Origin of the sequence: Amycolatopsis lexingtonensis, assembly GCF_014873755.1 — a bacterium.
Taxonomy (GTDB): domain Bacteria; phylum Actinomycetota; class Actinomycetes; order Mycobacteriales; family Pseudonocardiaceae; genus Amycolatopsis; species Amycolatopsis lexingtonensis.
This window is the reverse complement of the sequence record NZ_JADBEG010000001.1, coordinates 7,473,524-7,492,301: the sequence shown is the minus strand read 5'-3', so window position 1 is coordinate 7,492,301 and position 18,778 is coordinate 7,473,524. Positions and strand designations below refer to the sequence as shown.

At 63.4% G+C, this 18,778-nt stretch carries 13 protein-coding genes; 8 read left to right on the top strand and 5 right to left on the bottom strand.

What is annotated here, in order from left to right; all coding sequences use genetic code 11:
• Window positions 1-24 precede the first annotated feature (24 nt).
• Together H4696_RS34525 and H4696_RS34520 are read left to right on the top strand one after the other, a co-directional pair.
• Window positions 25-489, top strand: coding sequence for an FxsA family protein (locus H4696_RS34525; RefSeq protein ID WP_086856893.1), 465 nt, complete (start codon window positions 25-27; stop codon window positions 487-489).
• 95 nt (window positions 490-584) lie between these two features.
• Window positions 585-959, top strand: coding sequence for a very short patch repair endonuclease (locus tag H4696_RS34520; RefSeq protein WP_192783102.1), 375 nt, complete (start codon window positions 585-587; stop codon window positions 957-959).
• 3 nt (window positions 960-962) lie between these two features.
• On the opposite strand, the gene H4696_RS34515 is transcribed toward H4696_RS34520, so the two are convergent.
• On the bottom strand, window positions 963-2,090 hold the full coding sequence (locus tag H4696_RS34515; RefSeq protein WP_086856895.1) for a DNA cytosine methyltransferase: 1,128 nt from the start codon (window positions 2,088-2,090) through the stop codon (window positions 963-965).
• A 610-nt stretch (window positions 2,091-2,700) separates the two neighbouring features.
• Between H4696_RS34515 and H4696_RS34510 the strand changes: the two genes are divergently transcribed.
• From H4696_RS34510 to drmB, 4 genes are read left to right on the top strand one after another with little or no spacing between them, the layout of a single operon-like run.
• Window positions 2,701-7,404: a DEAD/DEAH box helicase gene (locus H4696_RS34510; protein WP_086856904.1), complete on the top strand. Its 4,704-nt coding sequence runs from the start codon at window positions 2,701-2,703 to the stop codon at window positions 7,402-7,404.
• A complete protein-coding gene (locus H4696_RS34505) occupies window positions 7,401-8,921 on the top strand; it encodes a nuclease-related domain-containing DEAD/DEAH box helicase (RefSeq protein WP_086856896.1) in 1,521 nt (506 codons plus the stop codon). The genes H4696_RS34510 and H4696_RS34505 overlap by 4 nt, the downstream gene beginning before the upstream one ends.
• A 41-nt stretch (window positions 8,922-8,962) precedes the next feature.
• Complete coding sequence (locus H4696_RS34500) at window positions 8,963-12,091, top strand: helicase-related protein (protein ID WP_211299612.1); 3,129 nt, start codon at window positions 8,963-8,965, stop codon at window positions 12,089-12,091.
• A complete protein-coding gene (gene drmB, locus H4696_RS34495) occupies window positions 12,072-13,880 on the top strand; it encodes a DUF1998 domain-containing protein (protein WP_086856898.1) in 1,809 nt (602 codons plus the stop codon). The genes H4696_RS34500 and drmB overlap by 20 nt, the downstream gene beginning before the upstream one ends.
• Window positions 13,881-13,940: 60 nt before the next feature.
• On the opposite strand, the gene H4696_RS34490 is transcribed toward drmB, so the two are convergent.
• Entirely contained in the window at window positions 13,941-14,492 is a 552-nt protein-coding gene (locus H4696_RS34490; RefSeq protein ID WP_086856905.1) for an SCP2 sterol-binding domain-containing protein, read from the bottom strand.
• Between the two features lie 69 nt (window positions 14,493-14,561).
• Complete coding sequence (locus tag H4696_RS34485) at window positions 14,562-15,224, bottom strand: SCP2 sterol-binding domain-containing protein (RefSeq protein ID WP_192782686.1); 663 nt, start codon at window positions 15,222-15,224, stop codon at window positions 14,562-14,564.
• A gap of 127 nt (window positions 15,225-15,351) precedes the next feature.
• Here H4696_RS34485 and H4696_RS34480 point away from each other — a divergent pair, with 127 nt between their 5' ends.
• On the top strand, window positions 15,352-16,008 hold the full coding sequence (locus H4696_RS34480; RefSeq protein WP_086670992.1) for a TetR/AcrR family transcriptional regulator: 657 nt from the start codon (window positions 15,352-15,354) through the stop codon (window positions 16,006-16,008).
• Window positions 16,009-16,011: 3 nt separating this feature from the next.
• Window positions 16,012-16,560, top strand: coding sequence for a plasmid pRiA4b ORF-3 family protein (locus H4696_RS34475; protein WP_086856900.1), 549 nt, complete (start codon window positions 16,012-16,014; stop codon window positions 16,558-16,560).
• Here the strand turns inward: H4696_RS34475 and H4696_RS34470 are convergent.
• Both H4696_RS34470 and H4696_RS34465 read right to left on the bottom strand, forming a co-directional pair.
• Window positions 16,552-17,394 carry a MaoC family dehydratase gene (locus H4696_RS34470; protein WP_086856901.1) on the bottom strand — a complete coding sequence of 281 codons (843 nt, stop codon included), beginning with the start codon at window positions 17,392-17,394 and terminating at the stop codon, window positions 16,552-16,554. The two genes, H4696_RS34475 and H4696_RS34470, sit on opposite strands and share 9 nt — an antisense overlap.
• 1 nt (window position 17,395) lies before the next feature.
• Entirely contained in the window at window positions 17,396-18,730 is a 1,335-nt protein-coding gene (locus tag H4696_RS34465; protein WP_192782685.1) for a 3-oxoacyl-ACP reductase, read from the bottom strand.
• Between the last annotated feature and the right edge of the window lie 48 nt (window positions 18,731-18,778).

The window sequence follows — 18,778 nt, the reverse complement described above, 5'->3', positions numbered from 1 at the left end:
GGACAGGTTGTTCGTTGTCCCGATATGGCTGTCGCGTTCCTGCTCTACGTCTTCGCCGAGATCGCCGCGATCTGGGCGGTGGGCTCGGCCGTCGGCGTGCTCGGCACGCTGGGCCTCCTGCTGGCCGGCGCCTTCGTCGGCTCCTGGCTCGCCCGCCGCGAGGGCGCGAAGGCGATGCGGGCGTTCGTCGAATCGGCCCGGGCCGGGCGTCCTTCGGAGAAGGAGCTGACCGACGGGATGCTCGTGGGGCTCGGCGGGGTGCTGATCCTGGTGCCGGGGTTCGTGAGCGACGTGCTCGGTCTGTTGTTGATCCTGCCGCCTTCGCGCGCGGTGGCCCGGCGGTTGTGGTTGAAGCGGATGGAGAAGCGGGCTGTGCGGTTCGCGAACCAGCGCCGGGGACCGGTGATGGTGGTGGACAGCGAAGTGGTGAACGAGCCTCACAAGCGCGACGACCACCCGGTGATCGAAGGCCGAATCATCGACGGTTGATTCACCCGTTCGCCGCGGGTTCGCCGAGAACTGGGTGGCCTTGCCACAATGTACGGGTGGAGCCTCTGAAGACCACATCCGCGGTGCGCATCCGAATGAGCAAGCAGAAGTCCCGGGATACCGGGATCGAGATGGCGTTGCGCAGGGCTCTGCACCGAGCCGGCTTTCGCTACCGGGTACACCGCAGACCGGTCAGAGGCGTACGACGCGAGGCTGACCTGGTGTTCGGCCCGGCCCGCGTCGCAGTCTTCGTGGACGGCTGCTTCTGGCATGGCTGCCCCGAGCACGCGACTTGGCCCAAGAACAACGCCGAGTTCTGGCGAGACAAGATCGAAACCAACCGCAGACGGGATGTCGATACTGACACGCGGCTTCACGAGGCCGGCTGGCTGGCCGTTCGCATTTGGGAGCACGAAACCGTGGACGTCGCCGCAGCGCGAGTCATCAAGGCGGTCCGCGAACGCCGGTGAGCTTCAGCTCTTGGCTGCATCCTTCAACAGTCCATCGACCCCGTTGCGGGTGTCCTTCCAGCGTTGCTCGACGCACTTGTCCAGAGCAACAACGTCGAGCTCCTTGCCCAAAGCCGCGGCGAGAACGTGTGCAGCCAACCGCGGCGGGATCGCATTCCCGATCTGCTGGGCAATGCCCCGCCCCGACCAGGGGTAGTCGGGCGGGAAGGTCTGCAACTTGCCCGCCTCGTAGTCGGTGAAGCGATCGGGCATCCCCTTGGGCCGCCCGACCAGACGGTTGCGCGAAACCTTGCCGGTGACGGTGAACGCGGGCTGTGTCGAGAGCCGCTCTCCACGCGCCTTCGGATCGCCACCGGTGCCGTAGTTGGACACCACGGTGAACCGTTCCGACAAGCCGAGCGCTTCCCCCATCGTCTTCCACGGCAGCAGGTCGGGATCGCCTTCTCCGCGTTCTTTGCCCTTATAATACCGCCGATGAGTGGGTTTCGGAAGGTTCGCCTCACCACCGCGTCGGGCGATCAGAATAGCCCGACGCCGCGTCTGCGGAACACCGAATTCCTCGGTGTGGAGGATTCCACAGTCGACACTGTAACCGCGCTTCTCGAGTGCTACCGCAAACGCCTCCCATACCGGCAGTACAGCGGGAACCTGCTCCAAGACGATCGCGTCGTACGGAACGCCGGCATCGACAGCCCATCGCAGAGGCTCCAGGACCAAACCAGTGCGCTCGTCATCGAGTAGCGCCAGTTCCTCGACGATCTCCGCGCTGCCAGGCTTTTGCTCGCCTGCACCGACCTCATCACCGGGAGCGATGACATCGACGAACGAGAGCACCTTGTCCAAGGCTCGCCTGCCTGCGCCATGTCCCGCGACTGTGAATGTCTGACACGGCGGACCTCCGCTCAGGATGCGAGCCTCGGGGTAGTCGGCAGGCTTGGAAAAGCGGACGTCACCATGTTTGGTCTGCAGACCGGCATTCATGCGGGTACGGCAAGCGTCTTCATCCCATTCGATCCCGGCGACGGACACACCAAGCCAGTGGGCGGCGACGTCGAGTCCACCCGGACCGGCGAAGAGGTCCACCATCTCGACCTGCCCAGGCAGAGGGGAGAGCGGCTGTCCGTCGGTCATGGGACAGGAGTCTATAAGGCAGACTCGGCGGAACTGCCTCCTGCCGAACTCGACACGCCGACCAGGGGCTCTACCTGCTGCTTTCTCGGGCGTGACATGTTCGTGACCACGCGAGTAACAAAGACCGACACTTCGACGACGTGTTTGATCACGAAGTGCATCGAGCACGTCGTACCACAGATGAAGGAGAGCGGGGCCGGGCAACGTCGACCGAGATAGCAGCTGACCGTCGGTAGCGCTGGAACAGAGGAACACCGTCACTCTGCTCTCATGCGGTACCTCACAGAGACCTTCCTCCTTCCCGACGACTCCGGGCGACCTGTCGCGACGAATGTTCACTCCATCAGCCCATTTCGTCAAGAATCACACACAGCACGCGTTTCACGTGATAGAGAAGAACACTCCCGCGTACTCGCACGAATGTCGACCATGGAGTTGTGTTGCAAGATCGGATGAGAGTCGGAGAAGCAGGCTCCGAAGCATGCCTCCGACGAGCGAGCGCCTGCCTGCAGTTGGACGAGGCGCCGCGACCGCAGGACCGGATGGATCTGGCAATCTCGAGCTGCATCCGAGACATGTGGTCTAGCCACGGGAGCAGGTGCCAGTGGTGATGAACCTGCCGTCCTGGACTCCGGACGACCGCTTGGTTCGAGACGTCGAGGACCAATTCGACGTCGCAGTCGCCGTTTACAAGACGAACCAGCACCTCATCTCAGAGCACGCGAACCACGAGGAATCGATCCGCGTCGGCGGGTATTCGAACCGAACACTGCTCGAACTTGTTCAGAACGGCGCCGACGCCATGTCCGGCACCGAGCATGAAGAGATCAGCGTGGGCCGAGTCGAAATCGTGCTCGACACCGAGAGCCAAACGCTCTACTGTGCCAATACCGGGCGCCCGTTCTCGCGGACCGGACTCACGACGATCATGCACGCGCATCTCAGCGACAAACGCGGCGACGAGATCGGACGCTTCGGACTCGGCTTCAAATCCGTGCTGGCAGTTTCAGCTGCCCCCCAGGTTTTCAGCCGGTCAGTCTCGTTCGAGTTCAACTCACCCATCGCACGCACTGCCATAGATCAAATTAAGCCAACCGCGAAGCGTCTTCCGATACTACGCACCGCAACAGTCATCGATGCCATGACCGCCTTTGACGAGGATCCCATCCTCGCCGAACTTGCCGAGTGGGCGACCACCATCGTCAAGCTCCCCCGCGCGATGGGCCTCGCGCGGCTCCGCAGTGAGATCATTCAGTTCCCCTCAGAGTTCCTGCTGTTCGTCGGCGACGTCCGTGAAATCAGACTCAGAGTTCTCGGCAACGACCGGTTCGAGACGACCCACGTATCTCGCGATTTCGGCGATGGGACACTCAAGATCGAGCGTCCCGACGGCAGCGGCGACGAATGGCTCGTCAGCAATCGGATGCACGCTCCGTCGACCGAGGCGCGACGACAGGTCGGCGAAGCCGTCTCGCGCAACGAGGTCAAGATCACCGTCGCGGTTCCGAAACGCCAGGCAAAGCAGAAAATCGGGCAGTTCTGGTCGTACTTTCCCCTGCAGGACCAGACCTCGGCATCGGCATTGTTCAACGCTCCCTGGAGCGTGAACGACGATCGGACCACACTACTCAAGAACGACTACAACCGCGAGATACTCAAGAGTCTCTCAGAGATGTTCGTACGCTTGTTGCCAAAGGTGAGCACCAGCGACGATCCAGCAGCACACCTCGACTACATGCCCGCACGAGGACGAGAACCTCTGTCCTTCGGCGACGAGTTGCTCTGTGCGCATGTGCCCCGGATATCGACGGATTTCGACCTGGTACCCGACGCGAAAGGCACATTGACGCGCGCCACTGAACTACGCCCACTGGACTTCATGATCCAGAATGTCGATTCTGGCGACCACCGCATCTGGAGCACTTCCCCGAACACCGGAATCGATGCTCCACACTGGCGCTGCTACACATCTCAGCAGCGAATAACCCGCCTTCGCCAACTATTCGCAGCCACGGCATCCAAAGATCTTCTCGACAATGACCGAGATGGCAAGCGCGCCCTGGAATCCGTTCCCAAACGCGGGCTTCTCTCCTGGCTCAGGGAGTGGTCCGAAGGAAACCATCCCCCGTCCTCCGCAGACGCACTGAAGTTTATCCAGACTCATCGCAACCTTCCTGACATTCTTCGAGCCAAAGTCATTCCGACGACTGACGGAATGCGATCCCTTCACGACAGGAAGATCATCTTTCTAAACCAGGAAGATGACGTCGAGATCGAGCACGCAATTTTCGTCGAGCCCGATTTTCTTGCACAGCCGAACGTCGATAAAGTTTTACGGGAGTTCGGCTTCCGCGACTTGGACCCACTAGCGATCCTCAACGCCAGACTCGCGAAGCTTTCGCCAGTACCGAATGATGATCAACTGGAGAAGCTCTGGGAAGCAGTCCTCGAAGTCTCCGTGCACGTGGCAGTGAAAGCACTGACTGACCACAATTCCACGGTCAAGGTGCCGACACAAGACGGTGGGTGGGCATGGCCTACGCAAGTCTTCGACCTCGCCGAGCCGCTGGGTGACCACCTCGCGGCCAAGATGCTGGACCGCCGACGATGCATGCCTGAGGTGGCGCACCGGATCGGCGTGGTGCACAGCCCTGTCGGCAGTTATTCAGCGGAGGACGAACCCCTTCTCCCGCAGTATCGCGAATGGGTTCTGGCTACTCTCGACTCCCGACGGGGCCCGGGAGAACGCGCGATTGAACATGTGGACCTCTACCCGGGCAAGGGTCCCGGGCCATTCTCGATGCTGTTCCTCCTTCGGGACGCCGAAGCAAGCGAGCGACTACGCGCGAACTGGACCGCCGGCTTGCTTCGAACCGGCGACTCGGAGTGGACGTGCGAAGACTTGGACACCGGAACGTCCTACAGCGTGCAGTCACCCGTTCGTTGGGCAGTGGACCGTGCCGGACTCCTGGAATCCGATCGAGGCTACCGCCCGCCTGGCGAGATCGTCGCTCCGTCGATGCTCAAGTACAAGAACCTTCTGCCGTTGTTCCGAGGGCCCGGCCAGGTCGCTGAGGCCCTGAGCCTCCCGGACGAATTGGACGCTGTGCCAGCCTCCGTACTCCGCGAGGCGCTTTCGGCCAAGCTCTTCCCCTCTGCCCTCGACAACTCCGTGCTCGTCGAGTTCATCACCGCGGCCTGCCGTATCGCCCACGCCGACGGCCGCCCCGCCACAGTTCCGGCGAAGGTGGGTCGAGCGATCGAGGCCCGACCTCCGGACTCGGTCTATCTCGCTACCACGGACGAGGAAGAGGAGTTCCTCTCGTCACGTCAGCGCCCGTACCTTCGGGTGACAGACGACCAGGTAGCCGAACTCGAGACCTTGGTGGGCTGCCGCCGGTTCGAGGACAGCTTCGCGTTCTCCATGGAGATCGAAGGGCGACAGGAGAGCGAGCGTATCGTCGACATCTTCAGCGGACTCCGAAGCACTCCCGTCGGAGACACGCTGACGACTGCGACGGTTGCGAGGGCACTCCGCGTGGTCAAGCGGGTGAGCACCGAAGACGGCGTCGAAGACCAAACGCTCGAATGGCATCTCGACGGGCTGAGTCTGGTGGTACGCAGCGACACGGACGAGCGCCGCCTCCTCGGTGTCGTGAACGAAGCCTTTTCCCTGGGACTCACCAACGCTGAACTCGAGGGCGTACTCAAGGCCGGCCTCGATCAGCGGCTACAGGCACTTCGCCAAGAAGCCAAGCGTGCCCCCACCGACGCCGAGCGACTCGACGTCTACTTCGGTCCCGACGATCTACGCGACGCGTTGCCGAAAGGCCTTTGGCGAGCCCTCGAGGCACAAGGCCTCGTCAATGCCTCCACGTCGGTCGCCGACCTTGTCCTCAAGGTATACGGATCCGACTCGATCAAACAGCTTGCAGACCCCTTCCGGAACGACGGTTTCGTCGATGTACCGACAACGTGGGCGGGTGGTGCGGCGACCATCTCGTGGCTGAGAAAGATGGGGTTCGGCAGCGAATACGCCGGGCGGCGCACTCAACACCAGGAAGACGAGTTCGTCATTCCCGGGGCTGTGAAACTCAATCCACTTCACTCGTTCCAGCAGAAGATCAGCCGGCAGCTCAGGGACGTGCTCACTCTCCGCGAGGCAAACGGGCGTCACCTCAAGGCGATGGTGGAGTTGCCGACTGGCGCAGGCAAGACACGAGTTGCGGCCGAGACCGTGCTCCGACTCTTCATCGACGGGAACCTTCGGGGACCTGTCCTGTGGATCGCCCAGTCTCAGGAACTCTGCGAGCAGGCCGTGCAAACCTGGAGCACTGTTTGGCGTGGCCTCGGCGACGAGCGCTCCCTGACGATCGGCCGCTTGTGGGAGAACAACATCGTCCACGAACCGGACACGGATTTCTCCGTTGTCGTCGCAACCGACGCCAAGCTCGACACCCTCCTCGAGAACCCCGAGTACAGCTGGCTGGCCAGTTCGACAGCAGTGATCGTCGACGAAGGACACCGCGCCGGTGGTTCCGAGCGGTACACGCGGATCTTGAACTGGTTGGGGGTCGCGGGCCGCGGCTGGGAGCGACCTCTCGTCGGGTTGACCGCAACCCCATTCAAGGGCACGTCGGCATCAGCAACAGCCGCGCTCGCCAGCCGGTTCGGCAATCGGAAGCTGGACGTCTTCGACACACTCGACGCCTACCGTCCGCTCGCCGAGCTCGGAGTGCTGGCAAAGGTACAACACGAAGTGCTCCCGGGCATCGAAGTCACCCTCGATCCGGACGAGAAGGCCGAAGCCGAACAGCAGCGCCGAGTTCCCGCACGGGTGATGGATCGCGTCGGCGCAGATCAGGCCCGCATGTCAATCCTCGTCGACCACATCATGGGCCTGGACAACAGCTGGCCAGTGCTGGTGTTCACACCGAACGTCCTGTCAGCTCAGGTGCTCGCCGCAACGCTGCGGTATCGCGATGTCGAAGCGGCAGCGGTCAGCGGCCAGACGGGAAGGCAAGAACGTCGCGACAGCATCGAGCGGTTCAAGCGAAATGAGATCCGCGTACTCGCAAACTGCGATCTACTGGCACAGGGTTTCGACGCCCCCGGTGTCCGCGCCCTGTACATCGCTCGCCCCACCTTCAGCCCGAACGCCTATATCCAAATGGCCGGTCGCGGTCTCCGCGGCCCCAGAAACGGCGGGAAGGAAGAGTGTCTGATCGTGGATATGGCGGACAACTTCGGAGCCTTCAATGAGTGGCTCGGGTACCGCGAGTACGAAGACCTTTGGCAGGAGCAGCGTGCATGATTCTTGTACCAACCCTGGCTGACATAGAAGAGACCGCGACCAGTGACGCGGAACGCAGAATCGCCCGTCTGCTACGAGATGTCGAAGGCGACGTCGACGCGGTAGCTTTTCATTCGGTAAAACTTCGGTCACATGCATACAAGCAGCAAGCCGAAGCGGACTTCCTCATATTATGGAAGAAAGTCCTGATCGTCGTCGAAGCCAAAGGTGGCGGCATCAAGAAACACGACGGCGTTTGGTACAGCATCGACCGACGGGGCGACTGGCACAAGCTTGCCACGTCACCAATGGAACAGGCACAATCGGCAATGTACGCATTGCGCAACATCCTCCGAAAAGAGGGGGTCGGCTGGTTCGCACAAGAGGCCATTGTGGTGACGCCAGACATCGATACCCCGCCACACTCGGTCGAATGGCATCCGACTCACTGGCTGGCGCGGACTGATATGAGCATTGCGGAGCTGACGCGGGCGCTCGACACCGTCGCAGCGAACGCCCAGGAACCTCCCGCAGGGCGAAAACGTGCAAGGATCGATGAATTGCGGACACGCCTGTTCGGACACTTCGCCCGCATGCCGGTTATCGATGCACTGCGGGGCGCGGTGATCGAGGAACAGAACCGTGCCACAGCCGACCAGGCCAGGTTTCTCGCATCACTGGCACGAAATCCCCGAGTACTGGTATCCGGCGGGGCAGGCACGGGAAAATCCTTGGTACTCGCAGAGGCAGCAAAGCAAGAGGCCGACCAAGGACGGTCCGTTCTGATCACGTTCCGTTCGCCTGCCCTGAGGAAGTTCTTCGAACCATACGTGGTTGATCGCGCCATCGACCTGCTCTCATTCGACCGACTTGATTCCGCCAAAACGTACGACGTTGTATTCGTCGACGAGGCACAAGATCTGATGACGGCAGAAGGAATGGATCGGATCGACGGTGTGATCACCGGCGGAAGGAGTGCCGGAAATTGGCGAATGTTTCTCGACCATAATAATCAAGCACACGTCGACGGACACTTCGACCAGGACGTCTTGCAACTCATCACCGCGGAGGCCTCTTCGGTCGACCTGAGTCTTAATGTTCGCAACACTCGAGCAATCGTTCACACGGTCCAGGAATATCTCGGAGCAGACCTAGGAGATCCAGGAATCGTCAATGGCGAAAACGTTCGCTGGACCACGACCGCCGCCGAATCCACTTTTACCGAGGCCGAATCCATCGCGGAGGAACTGGTCGCTGACGGCGTAAACACCGAACACATTTGGATTATTCGCGCCGCAACGAATGTTCCACCAGAGAAGTCGAAACGTGGTATTACCATAACGAGCCCGAGGTATGCCAAGGGTTTGGAAGCAGAGCACGTGATCGTCTGTGAACTCCCCGAGACCTTCGATGAAGCCGGCATCGCCGCCTTCTATGTCGCCACCACTCGTGCACGAGTCTCCTTGGACATCGTGCTCTCCCACAAGGAAAAGCGACGGATCCAACAACTGGTTCGACGACAGTTGGAGAAGAATTGACGCTCACTCACTCACAGAAAGTAGCGCTACACCACCTTCGGATGGCTTACGTGGGTCCCGATGGCGGTGACACGGAGACCCTCCTCAACCTGCCTGACCGCCAATATGCCGTCGGCATGCTGTTCCCCGCGATGTCTGAGCCCCCGCCGGAATCCTCCGAGGAAAGCGAGCACATCGAAGCGGAGGTACTCACGGGTGAGATCGAGGAGGCCGGCGCGAGCGTCCCGATCGCCGAAGACTGGCGTCCCTCTTCGGTCGCGATCTCCTTCGTCACCGATCGGCCGAGCGTCTCGTGCGACTTCTCCGGGGGTACCTACCGGTCGATCAAAGACGATGGGCCGCCACGATGGCAGCGTTCTCCGTTCCGGTTCGAGGGTCTCGAACTCACGCGAGGCCGTCCGCCACACGTGCTCACTGCAGGCGAAGTGCCGATCGAGATCGGATCGCGCTGGCGGGCCTACGGGGACGCCCACCTCGTGACCGTGCACGCGCGTGTGTCCTCCAAGTCGACTGGCGACGACCGAAGCGACATCGATCGAACACTCTTCCAAGTAGCTCTCAGCGTAACCCCAGCGCTCGACGGTCGGTTTCTAGAGTACGACAGGTCCAATGCGTTCGACTCCGACCCCGAAGCCGCTGAGCTGCGGCTCCGTTACCGAAGCAAAACGATCTACGCGGTCGGCCACGGTACGGCGGCGGACTGGAACCTCATCGACGGCGTCTGTACGCGCGTCTTCCTCGATCCGGTGCCCGCCTTTGTAGTGCCTGCCATCGAAACGACGGGCCTCGACTCCGACTCCGTCGAGGCCCGAGCACTTCTGCTCCACAACCTATCGCGGATCGACACAGACACAGAACGCGTGATATCGACCCTCGATGCGTTTGTCGATGTCTATTCCCATTGGGTCTCCGAACAGAGCGGCCGTGTCGAAAGCTTCGGAGCCGACACACCGGTCGCGCAAGCCATCACCGATCGGGCGCGCTCCGCTCTGGACCGCATGCGAGCCGGCGTTGACCTCTTGCGCGAGCCAGAACGAGGGTCGCTGAGAACCGCGTTTGCCCTCGGCATGACTGCGATGCGACTCCAAATTCGCCAAACCGCAATCAAAAATGGTACGGAACCATCCCGCGTCGAAGAGCCGCGCTGGCGCCCGTTCCAACTCGGCTTCCTACTGGTCGCCCTGGCATCGACGATCGACGGGACACACGATGATCGAGAACTGGTCGACCTGATCTGGTTCCCGACCGGTGGCGGCAAGACCGAAGCTTACCTGGGTCTGGCCGCCGTGGAGATCTTCCACCGACGCATAGTTCACGGCACCGCTGGCGGAGGAACCGCCGTGATCACGCGGTACACACTCCGACTGCTGACCTCACAGCAATTCCAGCGAGCCGCCTCGCTCATTTGCGCGATGACCCTGCTTCGCAACGAGGACGCGCGAGCTAATCGAATGGCGCCGTTCTCCATCGGCCTGTGGGTGGGGAACGAGGTCACGCCTCGATCACGCCAGGAGGCAAAGGCAGGACTTGATCGCCTGCGTAAGGCCGCCCGCCCCGAAGAAGCGAACCAGTTCCAGATCGAGAGCTGTCCGTGGTGTGGTACTGCGCTCCTGCCGGATATGAGATACGAGGACTGGAGCCGCTACGGGTTCCGCGAGGTGGGTCGCGACGTGGTCATCCACTGCACCCGGACGGCCTGCGAATTCCACGATGAGCTGCCGGTCTCCGTGATCGACGACATCCTTTACGACGAGCCGCCGACGATCCTCCTTGCGACAGTCGACAAGTTCGCCCGCCTGCAGTTCCTGCCCGAAGCGGGCAAGCTGCTCGGCCTCGGCACACCGTTCCGCCAGCCGTCACTGCTCATACAAGACGAGCTGCATCTCTTGTCCGGCCCACTCGGTACGACAGTCGCCGTGTTCGACGCAGTCATCCAACTACTCCTGAGTCACAACGGCGCGATCCCCAAGATCGTTGCCTCGACAGCCACGATCCGCGCCTCGGACGAACAGGTCCGAGGCTTGTACGGCAGGTCTGTCGCGTTATACCCGCCGGCCGGACTCGACGGCGATCAGACCTTCTTCTCCCGTCCGGTGAAGAGCGGCGAAGGTCGCCTCTACGTCGGCCTGATGCCACAGTCGGTCTCTCAGGTGTCAGCAGTCATCGCTGCCACGGCTCCCCTACTCGAAGTACCGGAAGTGCTCGCCGGGAGCTCGGGGCCGGACACGTCGCGAGACTCGTATTGGACGCTGGTGATGTACCACAACAGCCTCCGTGAGCTTGGCCGCACCGGAACTTTGGTGATCGATGACGTCAACGGTCGGCTCGAACCACGATCGGAGAGACTGGGCCTACCTCTCCGGCAGGTCACGGCTGAACACGTCCTGGAGCTCACCAGCCGCCGCGGACCGGACGAACTGCCCAACGACCTTCGCGAACTGAGTCGAAGCATCGATGAATCGTCGGATGCCATCGATGTGGTGCTCTCCTCGAACATGTTGTCAGTCGGAATCGACATACCACGTCTCGCTCTGATGCTGATGGTGGGTCAACCCAAGACGACCGCCGAATACATCCAAGCGACGAGCAGGGTCGGGCGCGGCCTGAACAACGGGGTCGTGACCACGCTGTTCAGGTCGAATCGAGCACGTGATCGTTCACATTTCGAGAGCTTCCGTTCGTATCACGAAGCTCTCTACCGCAACGTCGAGCCGACGAGCGTGACACCGTGGTCGTTGTCGTCACGCAACCGTTCCTTGGGCGGGGCGCTCGTAGCGTTACTGCGGCACTCGTTGCCTGTCCTTGCCGCGAACGACTTCGCCTCACGTCTCGATCTCGAAAACGAGCACATGTCGAAAGCAGTTGAGAAACTCGTGGCACGTTTCTCGGATTTGGTCAGCCGCTCCGACAATATCGAATCCGAGGAAACCGAGGACGAGGTTTGGTCGTTGCTACGCAACTGGGATCGTCGCGCGAGGCTCGCTCGCGATGCCGGATCCGCACTGGTTTACGACCGTCGACAGAGCGACAACGACGCATTACTCAAGCGTTTTGGCCAGAGTGGCGAGGGATGGCTCGTCGCCGATTCCATGAGGTCCGTCGAACCGAACGTCGCTGTTCACGTCCGCGAGCCACTGGAAGGAGGCATCGGTGGAAAGAATCGTGCATGACCTGCGACTTTCCGAGACAGTAACCCCTTTTGGAGTAGGCGCCATTGTTGACATTCTGGGCGAGTCCCTGATAGCTGCGGACACCTCGTGGTGGGATCGAAAGTATGCACCTGAAATCATTTGTGATCGTCTTCTCGCAAGGCTGGGTCCTGGCATTCTTCGACAAGCTCCTGCACATGCAGGCCGGGCCGCCAAGGAAACCCCCCATTTGCTTTACTGGCGCTTTCCCGCCTGGCGCTTCTGCGAACGATGCACCAAGCTTTCCCAGCTTACCGGAAAGAACAAGGGTCGATGGACCAATAGGTGCGAGTGCGGCGGAGGACTGGTACCGATGCGATATGTCGCGACTTGCGAAAAAGGTAGTCATATCCAAGACATACCATGGTTCAAATGGGCCCACCGCGGAAACGGTGCGGACATCACCGACGCGGTACGCTTCTGTCGCGCCTACAAGGAACTACGATTCGTCCGCTCTTCTCGACGCGGCGAGGGTCTTGCTTCGCTCAGTGTTCACTGCACAGGATGCAAGCGGTCTCGCCCGCTTTCCGAACTCACCAGCACAGATTCGCTTCATCGCGATGGGATCCGATGCGACGGCATTCAGCCTTGGCAGGAACCGGAGAGCGGGAGGATTTGCGAACACCGCCTCAATGCTGTCCAACGAGGCGCAACCGGAAACTACATCGCCGATCGCCTGTCCGCACTCGATATTCCTGAAGAGATCTCACATTCGGCCGAGATAGCGGACAAGGTCCGCAGTCATGTTTACTTCGAGAAAGTGGTCACCGACAATGGCGGCCCACAAGCTGAGATGGTGGCCGGCTGGATCGCGGATGAACTCGGGACGACGGCAGCAGACGTTCTTGCCCTTGCCTCCGGCGCCGAAGACGCCGAAGAAACCCCGCTTCTCGATCTCAAAGATGGCGAATGGTCAGCTTTTGTCAATAAGCTCGACGGTGGTCGAGACCACAGCAATGGCGACTTCGTAGTCGACGGATTCTCCATTTCAGCCGAGGCTACATGGCCATCGACACTGACGAGTAGATTGGTAGGCGTAGGGCAAGTCCGCCGAGTTCGCGAGGTTCGGGCACTTCGCAGGTTTCAACGACACAACGCCGATGCAGAATATGTCATGGTCGATCTCGGTCTCGACAGCAAACGAAAGCCGATTTACCCCGCCCTTGAATTGTTTGGCGAGGGGATTTTCCTTCGATTCGACGAGGCTGAGATCTCCGCATGGGAGGAAACTGCCGAAGTTCGCAAGCGAGCCGAGATCCTGCTCAAAAGCAGAAATTCCACCCCGTGGGCCCACCGTTTACCTGTTCCCGAGCCACGCTTTGTCGCCTTGCACACTATTTCCCATCTGCTCATCCGCCGTCTTGCCTTTGCGAGCGGCTACTCGTCGGCGTCGCTTCAGGAGCGCATCTACGCGCACTCCGACCGACCTGACCGCACCGCCGGTATCTTCATTTACACGGCGGCTGGCGACGCGCAGGGAACACTCGGCGGACTGGTACGTCTCGGCCATCCCGAGAAACTGGTCCCACTGCTGCTCGCCGCCTTGGGAGACGCAGACGTGTGCTCGAACGATCCAGTGTGCATCGAGAGTGATAACCAAGGATCGTCGCATCTCAACCTGTCCGCCTGTCACGGCTGCACCCTCGTCAGCGAGACCTCGTGTGAGACCGGAAATCGTCTCCTCGATCGCCAACTGGTTCTCGGCGGGGGAACCGTGCCAGGGCTGTTAGATCACTTGCTCGACGAGGTGCGAAGCACAGTGGGAAGGTAACCACGGGCCGGAATCCGCCGCCAGGTTCCCGATATGAAGACGTCTAGCGGCGGATACCGGCTAGTCCACCGTCGGCTTGGGGATGTCGAAGTAACTCGAGAACCGCACCGCCGGGGCGTACTCGCCCTTCACCTTCACCCTCCCCGTCACGAACATCGCCGCTACAGCGGCGTTGCCGGTCGCCATCCGGATGAAGTCGTCCACCGACAGTGTGATCGTCGTGTCCGGGGAGCGGGACAGGTCCGTCGACGAGACGCACACGCCGTCCTCGATCACCGTCTGGAAGCGGTCGTAGCCATCCTCGCCGGCGCCCTCCGAAAAGCGCCAGGAAACCACGAAATCCACGTGGCGTGCCTTCTGCGGCAAGAAATGCTCCGACATCCGGCGGAATATCTCGTCGAGAAACACCGGGCGCAGCTCGGGGTGTTCCGCGATCGCCTTCAGCTGGTCTTTGGAGGCGCGGCGGACGACGTCGACCAGGACGTCCGTCGACAGGGAGCTCAGCTCGATGCCCGCTCCCGCTTCGCCCAGCATGTGCAGGGTTTCCAGGACCTGGACGAACTGCGGAGCCGTCAGGTTGCCCAGGACCAGCTTCTCCGCGAACGCGTTCACCACGTGACTGCCGCGGATGGCACGGGGCCGGGAAAGGCGCCACTTCGCTTTTCTGGGCACGGAAGCGAACTATACGGGATGTGGCAGATCGAAGAATCCGATGAGGCCCGCCGCGAAGGCCAAATCACCCTTGACCTTGATTCTTCCCGTGACGAACAACACCGCCGGGGTGGCCTGGTGGGTGATCAGCCGGAAGAAGTCCGCCGGGGCGATCGAGATGGTCACGCGGGGGGTCTCGCGCATCTGGCGGCTGACCGTGCACGAGCCATGGGAAATCACCGTCTCGTAGCGATCGTAGCCGCCTTCGCCGACGCCTCCCGACAGGCGCCAGTGGACCACCGCGTGCAGGTCGCGGGCGCGCTCCGGCCTGATGTGGGAGCCCATGCGCGCGAAGATCTCCGCCAGCACGCGCTCTCGCAGAGGACGCTCCGCCACCACGCTTTCGAGCTGGGCGCGGGACGCCGACGACACCAACGTCGCGAAGCGCGCCGGCTCGACCTTGCTCAGGTCGAACGCGGGGGCGCGCTCCGCCAGGCGAAGCAGCGCGTTCAGGAGTCTTCGGAAGTCGTCGCGGCCGAGATCGCGCGGGTTGACCGCCTCCGCCAGGGCGTTGACGTCGAGGGCGTGCGCCTCGGGGCTCAGCGGGTCGAGGCGCTCCAGCGCGTCGAGCAGCGGTGCCCCACGGAGGGCCGCGACGCGATCGGCGCTGGTCATCCCGGCGTTGTCGGCCATGGTCACTCCCTCTCCGGTTACCCAAGCGTAAGGCTACCCGCCAGTAGGTAGGCGGGCAAGCGTGCCGAAATCACCCTCCCGTGGTCACGACCGGTACCGTCTCCGGGCAGCAACGAGGAGGTCCAGCGTGTCAGAGGATGATCAGCGTCCGCCCGAACGGGCCAGGCGGCTGCCGCGTGCCGTGCGCGAGCGGCAGATCCTGGACGCGGCCGTCCAGGTCTTCTCGCGCCACGGCTACCACGCGGCGTCGATGGACGAGATCTCCGACGTCGCCGGTGTCTCGAAGCCGATGATCTACACCTACCTCGGCTCCAAAGAGGACCTCTTCGGCGCGTGCATCCGCCGCGAGGCGACGCGGCTGCTCGAGGCCATCCAGGCCGGCGTCCAGCCCGACCTGCCGCCGGACATGCAGCTCTGGCACGGCCTTCGGTCCTTCTACCGCTTCGTCGCCGAGTACCGCGAGTCGTGGACGGTCCTGCACCGCCAGGCGCTGACCGTCGGTGGGGCCTTCGCCGCCGAGATCACCGACATGCGGGCGCGCGCGATCCAGCTGGTCGCCGCTCTCGTCGTGTCCGCCGGCACCCGCAAGGGCGTCGGCGAGCAGGCCGAGTTCTCCGGCGAGGGCCTGTCCGCGGCCTTGGTCGGGGCGGCCGAGTCGCTGGCCGACTGGGCCCTCGACCACCCCGACATCTCCGACGGCGTCCTGGCGTCGTGGCTGATGAACCTCGTCTGGCTCGGCTTCAACGACCTCATCGAAGGCGAAGTCTGGAAACCTTCGGAGTAACGCATGGCCACACTCACACTGAAAATAACCCTGGCCGGCAGCAAGCCGGCGATCTGGCGGCGAGTGGCCGTTCCCGACGACTTCTCACTGGCCGACGTGCACGAGCTGATCCAGGACGTCTTCGGCTGGGAGCGCAGTCACCTGTGGGTGTTCGAGACGGCGGACGGCGCGTGCGGGCTTCCGGATCCCGAACTCGGCCACGCCGATGCCCGGTCCAAGCGAATCGGCGAAGTGCTCCGCGCTCCCGCCGACACACTGAGCTACCAGTACGACTTCGGGGACGACTGGCTGCACGAAGTGACGCTCGAAGCCCGTGAACCAGTGCGCGGCCGTCCCCGCTGCATCGACGGACGCCGGGCCGGACCGCCGGAGGACTGCGGCGGCATCGGCGGATACGAAGAGCTGCTCGACGTCCTCGCCGACCCCGGCCACGAGGACCACGAAGAAACTCTGGAATGGCTCGGACTGGAAGCGGCCGGCGAGTTCGACCCGGCGGCGTTCGACATCGCCGCGGTCAACCGGACGCTCGCCGGCCGCTTCCCGTCAGAGTGAAGTGATCGTGCCGTCCAGGTGCGGCTTCGACTTGCTCCACAGCTCGAACGCCCAGCCCTCCGGGGTGGCCCACGACGTGAAGCCCGCCTTGGCCGGCAGCAGCACCGGTTGCTTGAAGCGGACGTCGATCGTGAACGCCGACGGCAACCGGCCCTCGAACGCCGCCAGCGCGTGGGCCTTGGTCCACATCCCGTGGGCGATCGCCTTCGGGAAGCCGAACAGGCGTGCCGTCAGCGGGTGCAGGTGGATCGGGTTGCGGTCGCCCGAGACCTCCGCGTAGCGGCGGCCGATGTCGCCCGGCACCCGCCAGATCGCGTCCGGGGTCGGCGGCACCAGCTGCTCCCGGCGGCCACCGGAACCGGAGCCCGAACCGCGGCGCAGGTACGTGCTGACGTCGGTCCAGACCAGGTCGCCCCCGGCCCAGGCCTCGCTGACGACGTCGAACTGACGGCCGCGCTCGTGCGGGCGCAGGTTCTCCGCCCGGACGCGCACGGTCAGCGGCTCGCTCAGCCGCAGCGCGCGGTGCTGGGTGATCCGGTTCGCCACGTGCACCATGCCGAGCAGCGGGAACGGGAAGCCCGGCTCGGTCATCAGCGCCATCTGCAGCGGGAACGCCAGCATGTGCGGGTACGTCGCCGGCAGCTCGTCGCTCAGCCGGAACCCGCACACCGTGTTGTACGCGGCGAGGTGCGCCGGGTCGACGACGATGCCCGTCCGCACCAGCTCCGTGTCCGGCAGGTCGCCGCCGGACGGCTTGTGCAGGACGCCGCCGAGCAGCGCCTTCGGGTAGAGCGTGGCCAGGCTCGGCGTGCTGTCGAGTTCGCGGATCACCACGTCAGGCCCCCAGCAGCGCCTGGCCGCAGACGCGGACCACGTTGCCGTTCACCGCGGCCGACGCCGGGTTGGCGTACCAGGCGATCGTCTCGGCGACGTCGACCGGGAGCCCGCCCTGGCCGAGGCTGGACAGGCGGCGGCCGGCCTCGCGGATGAACAGCGGCACCGCGGCCGTCATCTTGGTCTCGATGAAGCCGGGCGCGACGGCGTTGATCGTGCCGCCGTACGCCGCGAGCTGCGGCGCGCCGACGTTGACCATGCCGATCACGCCGGCCTTCGACGTCGCGTAGTTGGTCTGGCCGACGTTGCCGGCGATGCCCGCGATCGACGAGACGCCGATGATGCGGCCGTTCTCGCGCAGCACCTTGTCGGCGAGCAGCTTGTCGTTCACCGCCAGCTGCGAGGCCAGGTTCACCGCGATCACCGAGTCCCACGCGCTCTCGCTCATGTTGCCGAGCGTCTTGTCGCGCGTGATGCCCGCGTTGTGCACGACGATGTCGACACCGCCGTGGCGCTCCTTCAGGTACTCCGCGAGCTTCGCGGGCGCGCTCGGCGAGGTGATGTCGAGCTGCAGCGCCGACCCGCCGACCTTGTTCGCGACCTTCGACAGGTCGCTGCCCTGCGCGGGGATGTCGAGCGCGACGACGTGCGCGCCGTCGCGGGCCAGTACCTCGGCGATCGCCGCGCCGATGCCACGGGACGCACCCGTGACCAGCGCGACCTTGCCGTCGAGGGGCTTCTCCCAGTTCGCCGGCGCGGTGGCGGTCTTGCCCTCGACGCCGATCCGGATGACCTGCGCGTCGACGAACGCGGACTTCGCCGAGAGCAGGAAGCGCAGCGTCGACTCCGTCGCCTCTTCGGCGCCTTCCGCGACGTACACGAGCTGGGCGGTCGCGCCGCGCTTCAGCTCCTTGCCGACCGAGCGCACGAAGCCTTCCAGCGCGCGCTGCGCGATCCGCTCGCGGCCTTCGACCTGCTCCGGCGGCGTGCCCAGGACGACGACCCGGCCGGACGGTCCGACGCTGCGGATCACCGGGTGGAAGAAGTCGTAGACCTCGCGCAGGCGAGCAGGCTCGGTGACGCCGGTGGCGTCGAAGACGAGCGCCGCGTGCCGGTCGGCCGCCGACGTGATGACCTCGATGCCCGCGTCGGCGAGCTGGTCGCGCAGGGTCTTCTCCAGCCGTCCACCGGGCGCGGCGCCGAGAAGTGCGGGACCCTCGAGGGCGGGTTGCCCGGGCTTGTACCGGCGCAGCGTGGCGGGGTTGGGCAGGCCGAGCTTCGGCACCACGAACTTCCCCAACGGGGTTTTCGTGAACTGCTGGTACCTGTCAGCCATCGGTTGCCTCCCGTGCAGTCTGCGTCACGTCGCAGTCTAACCTACTCC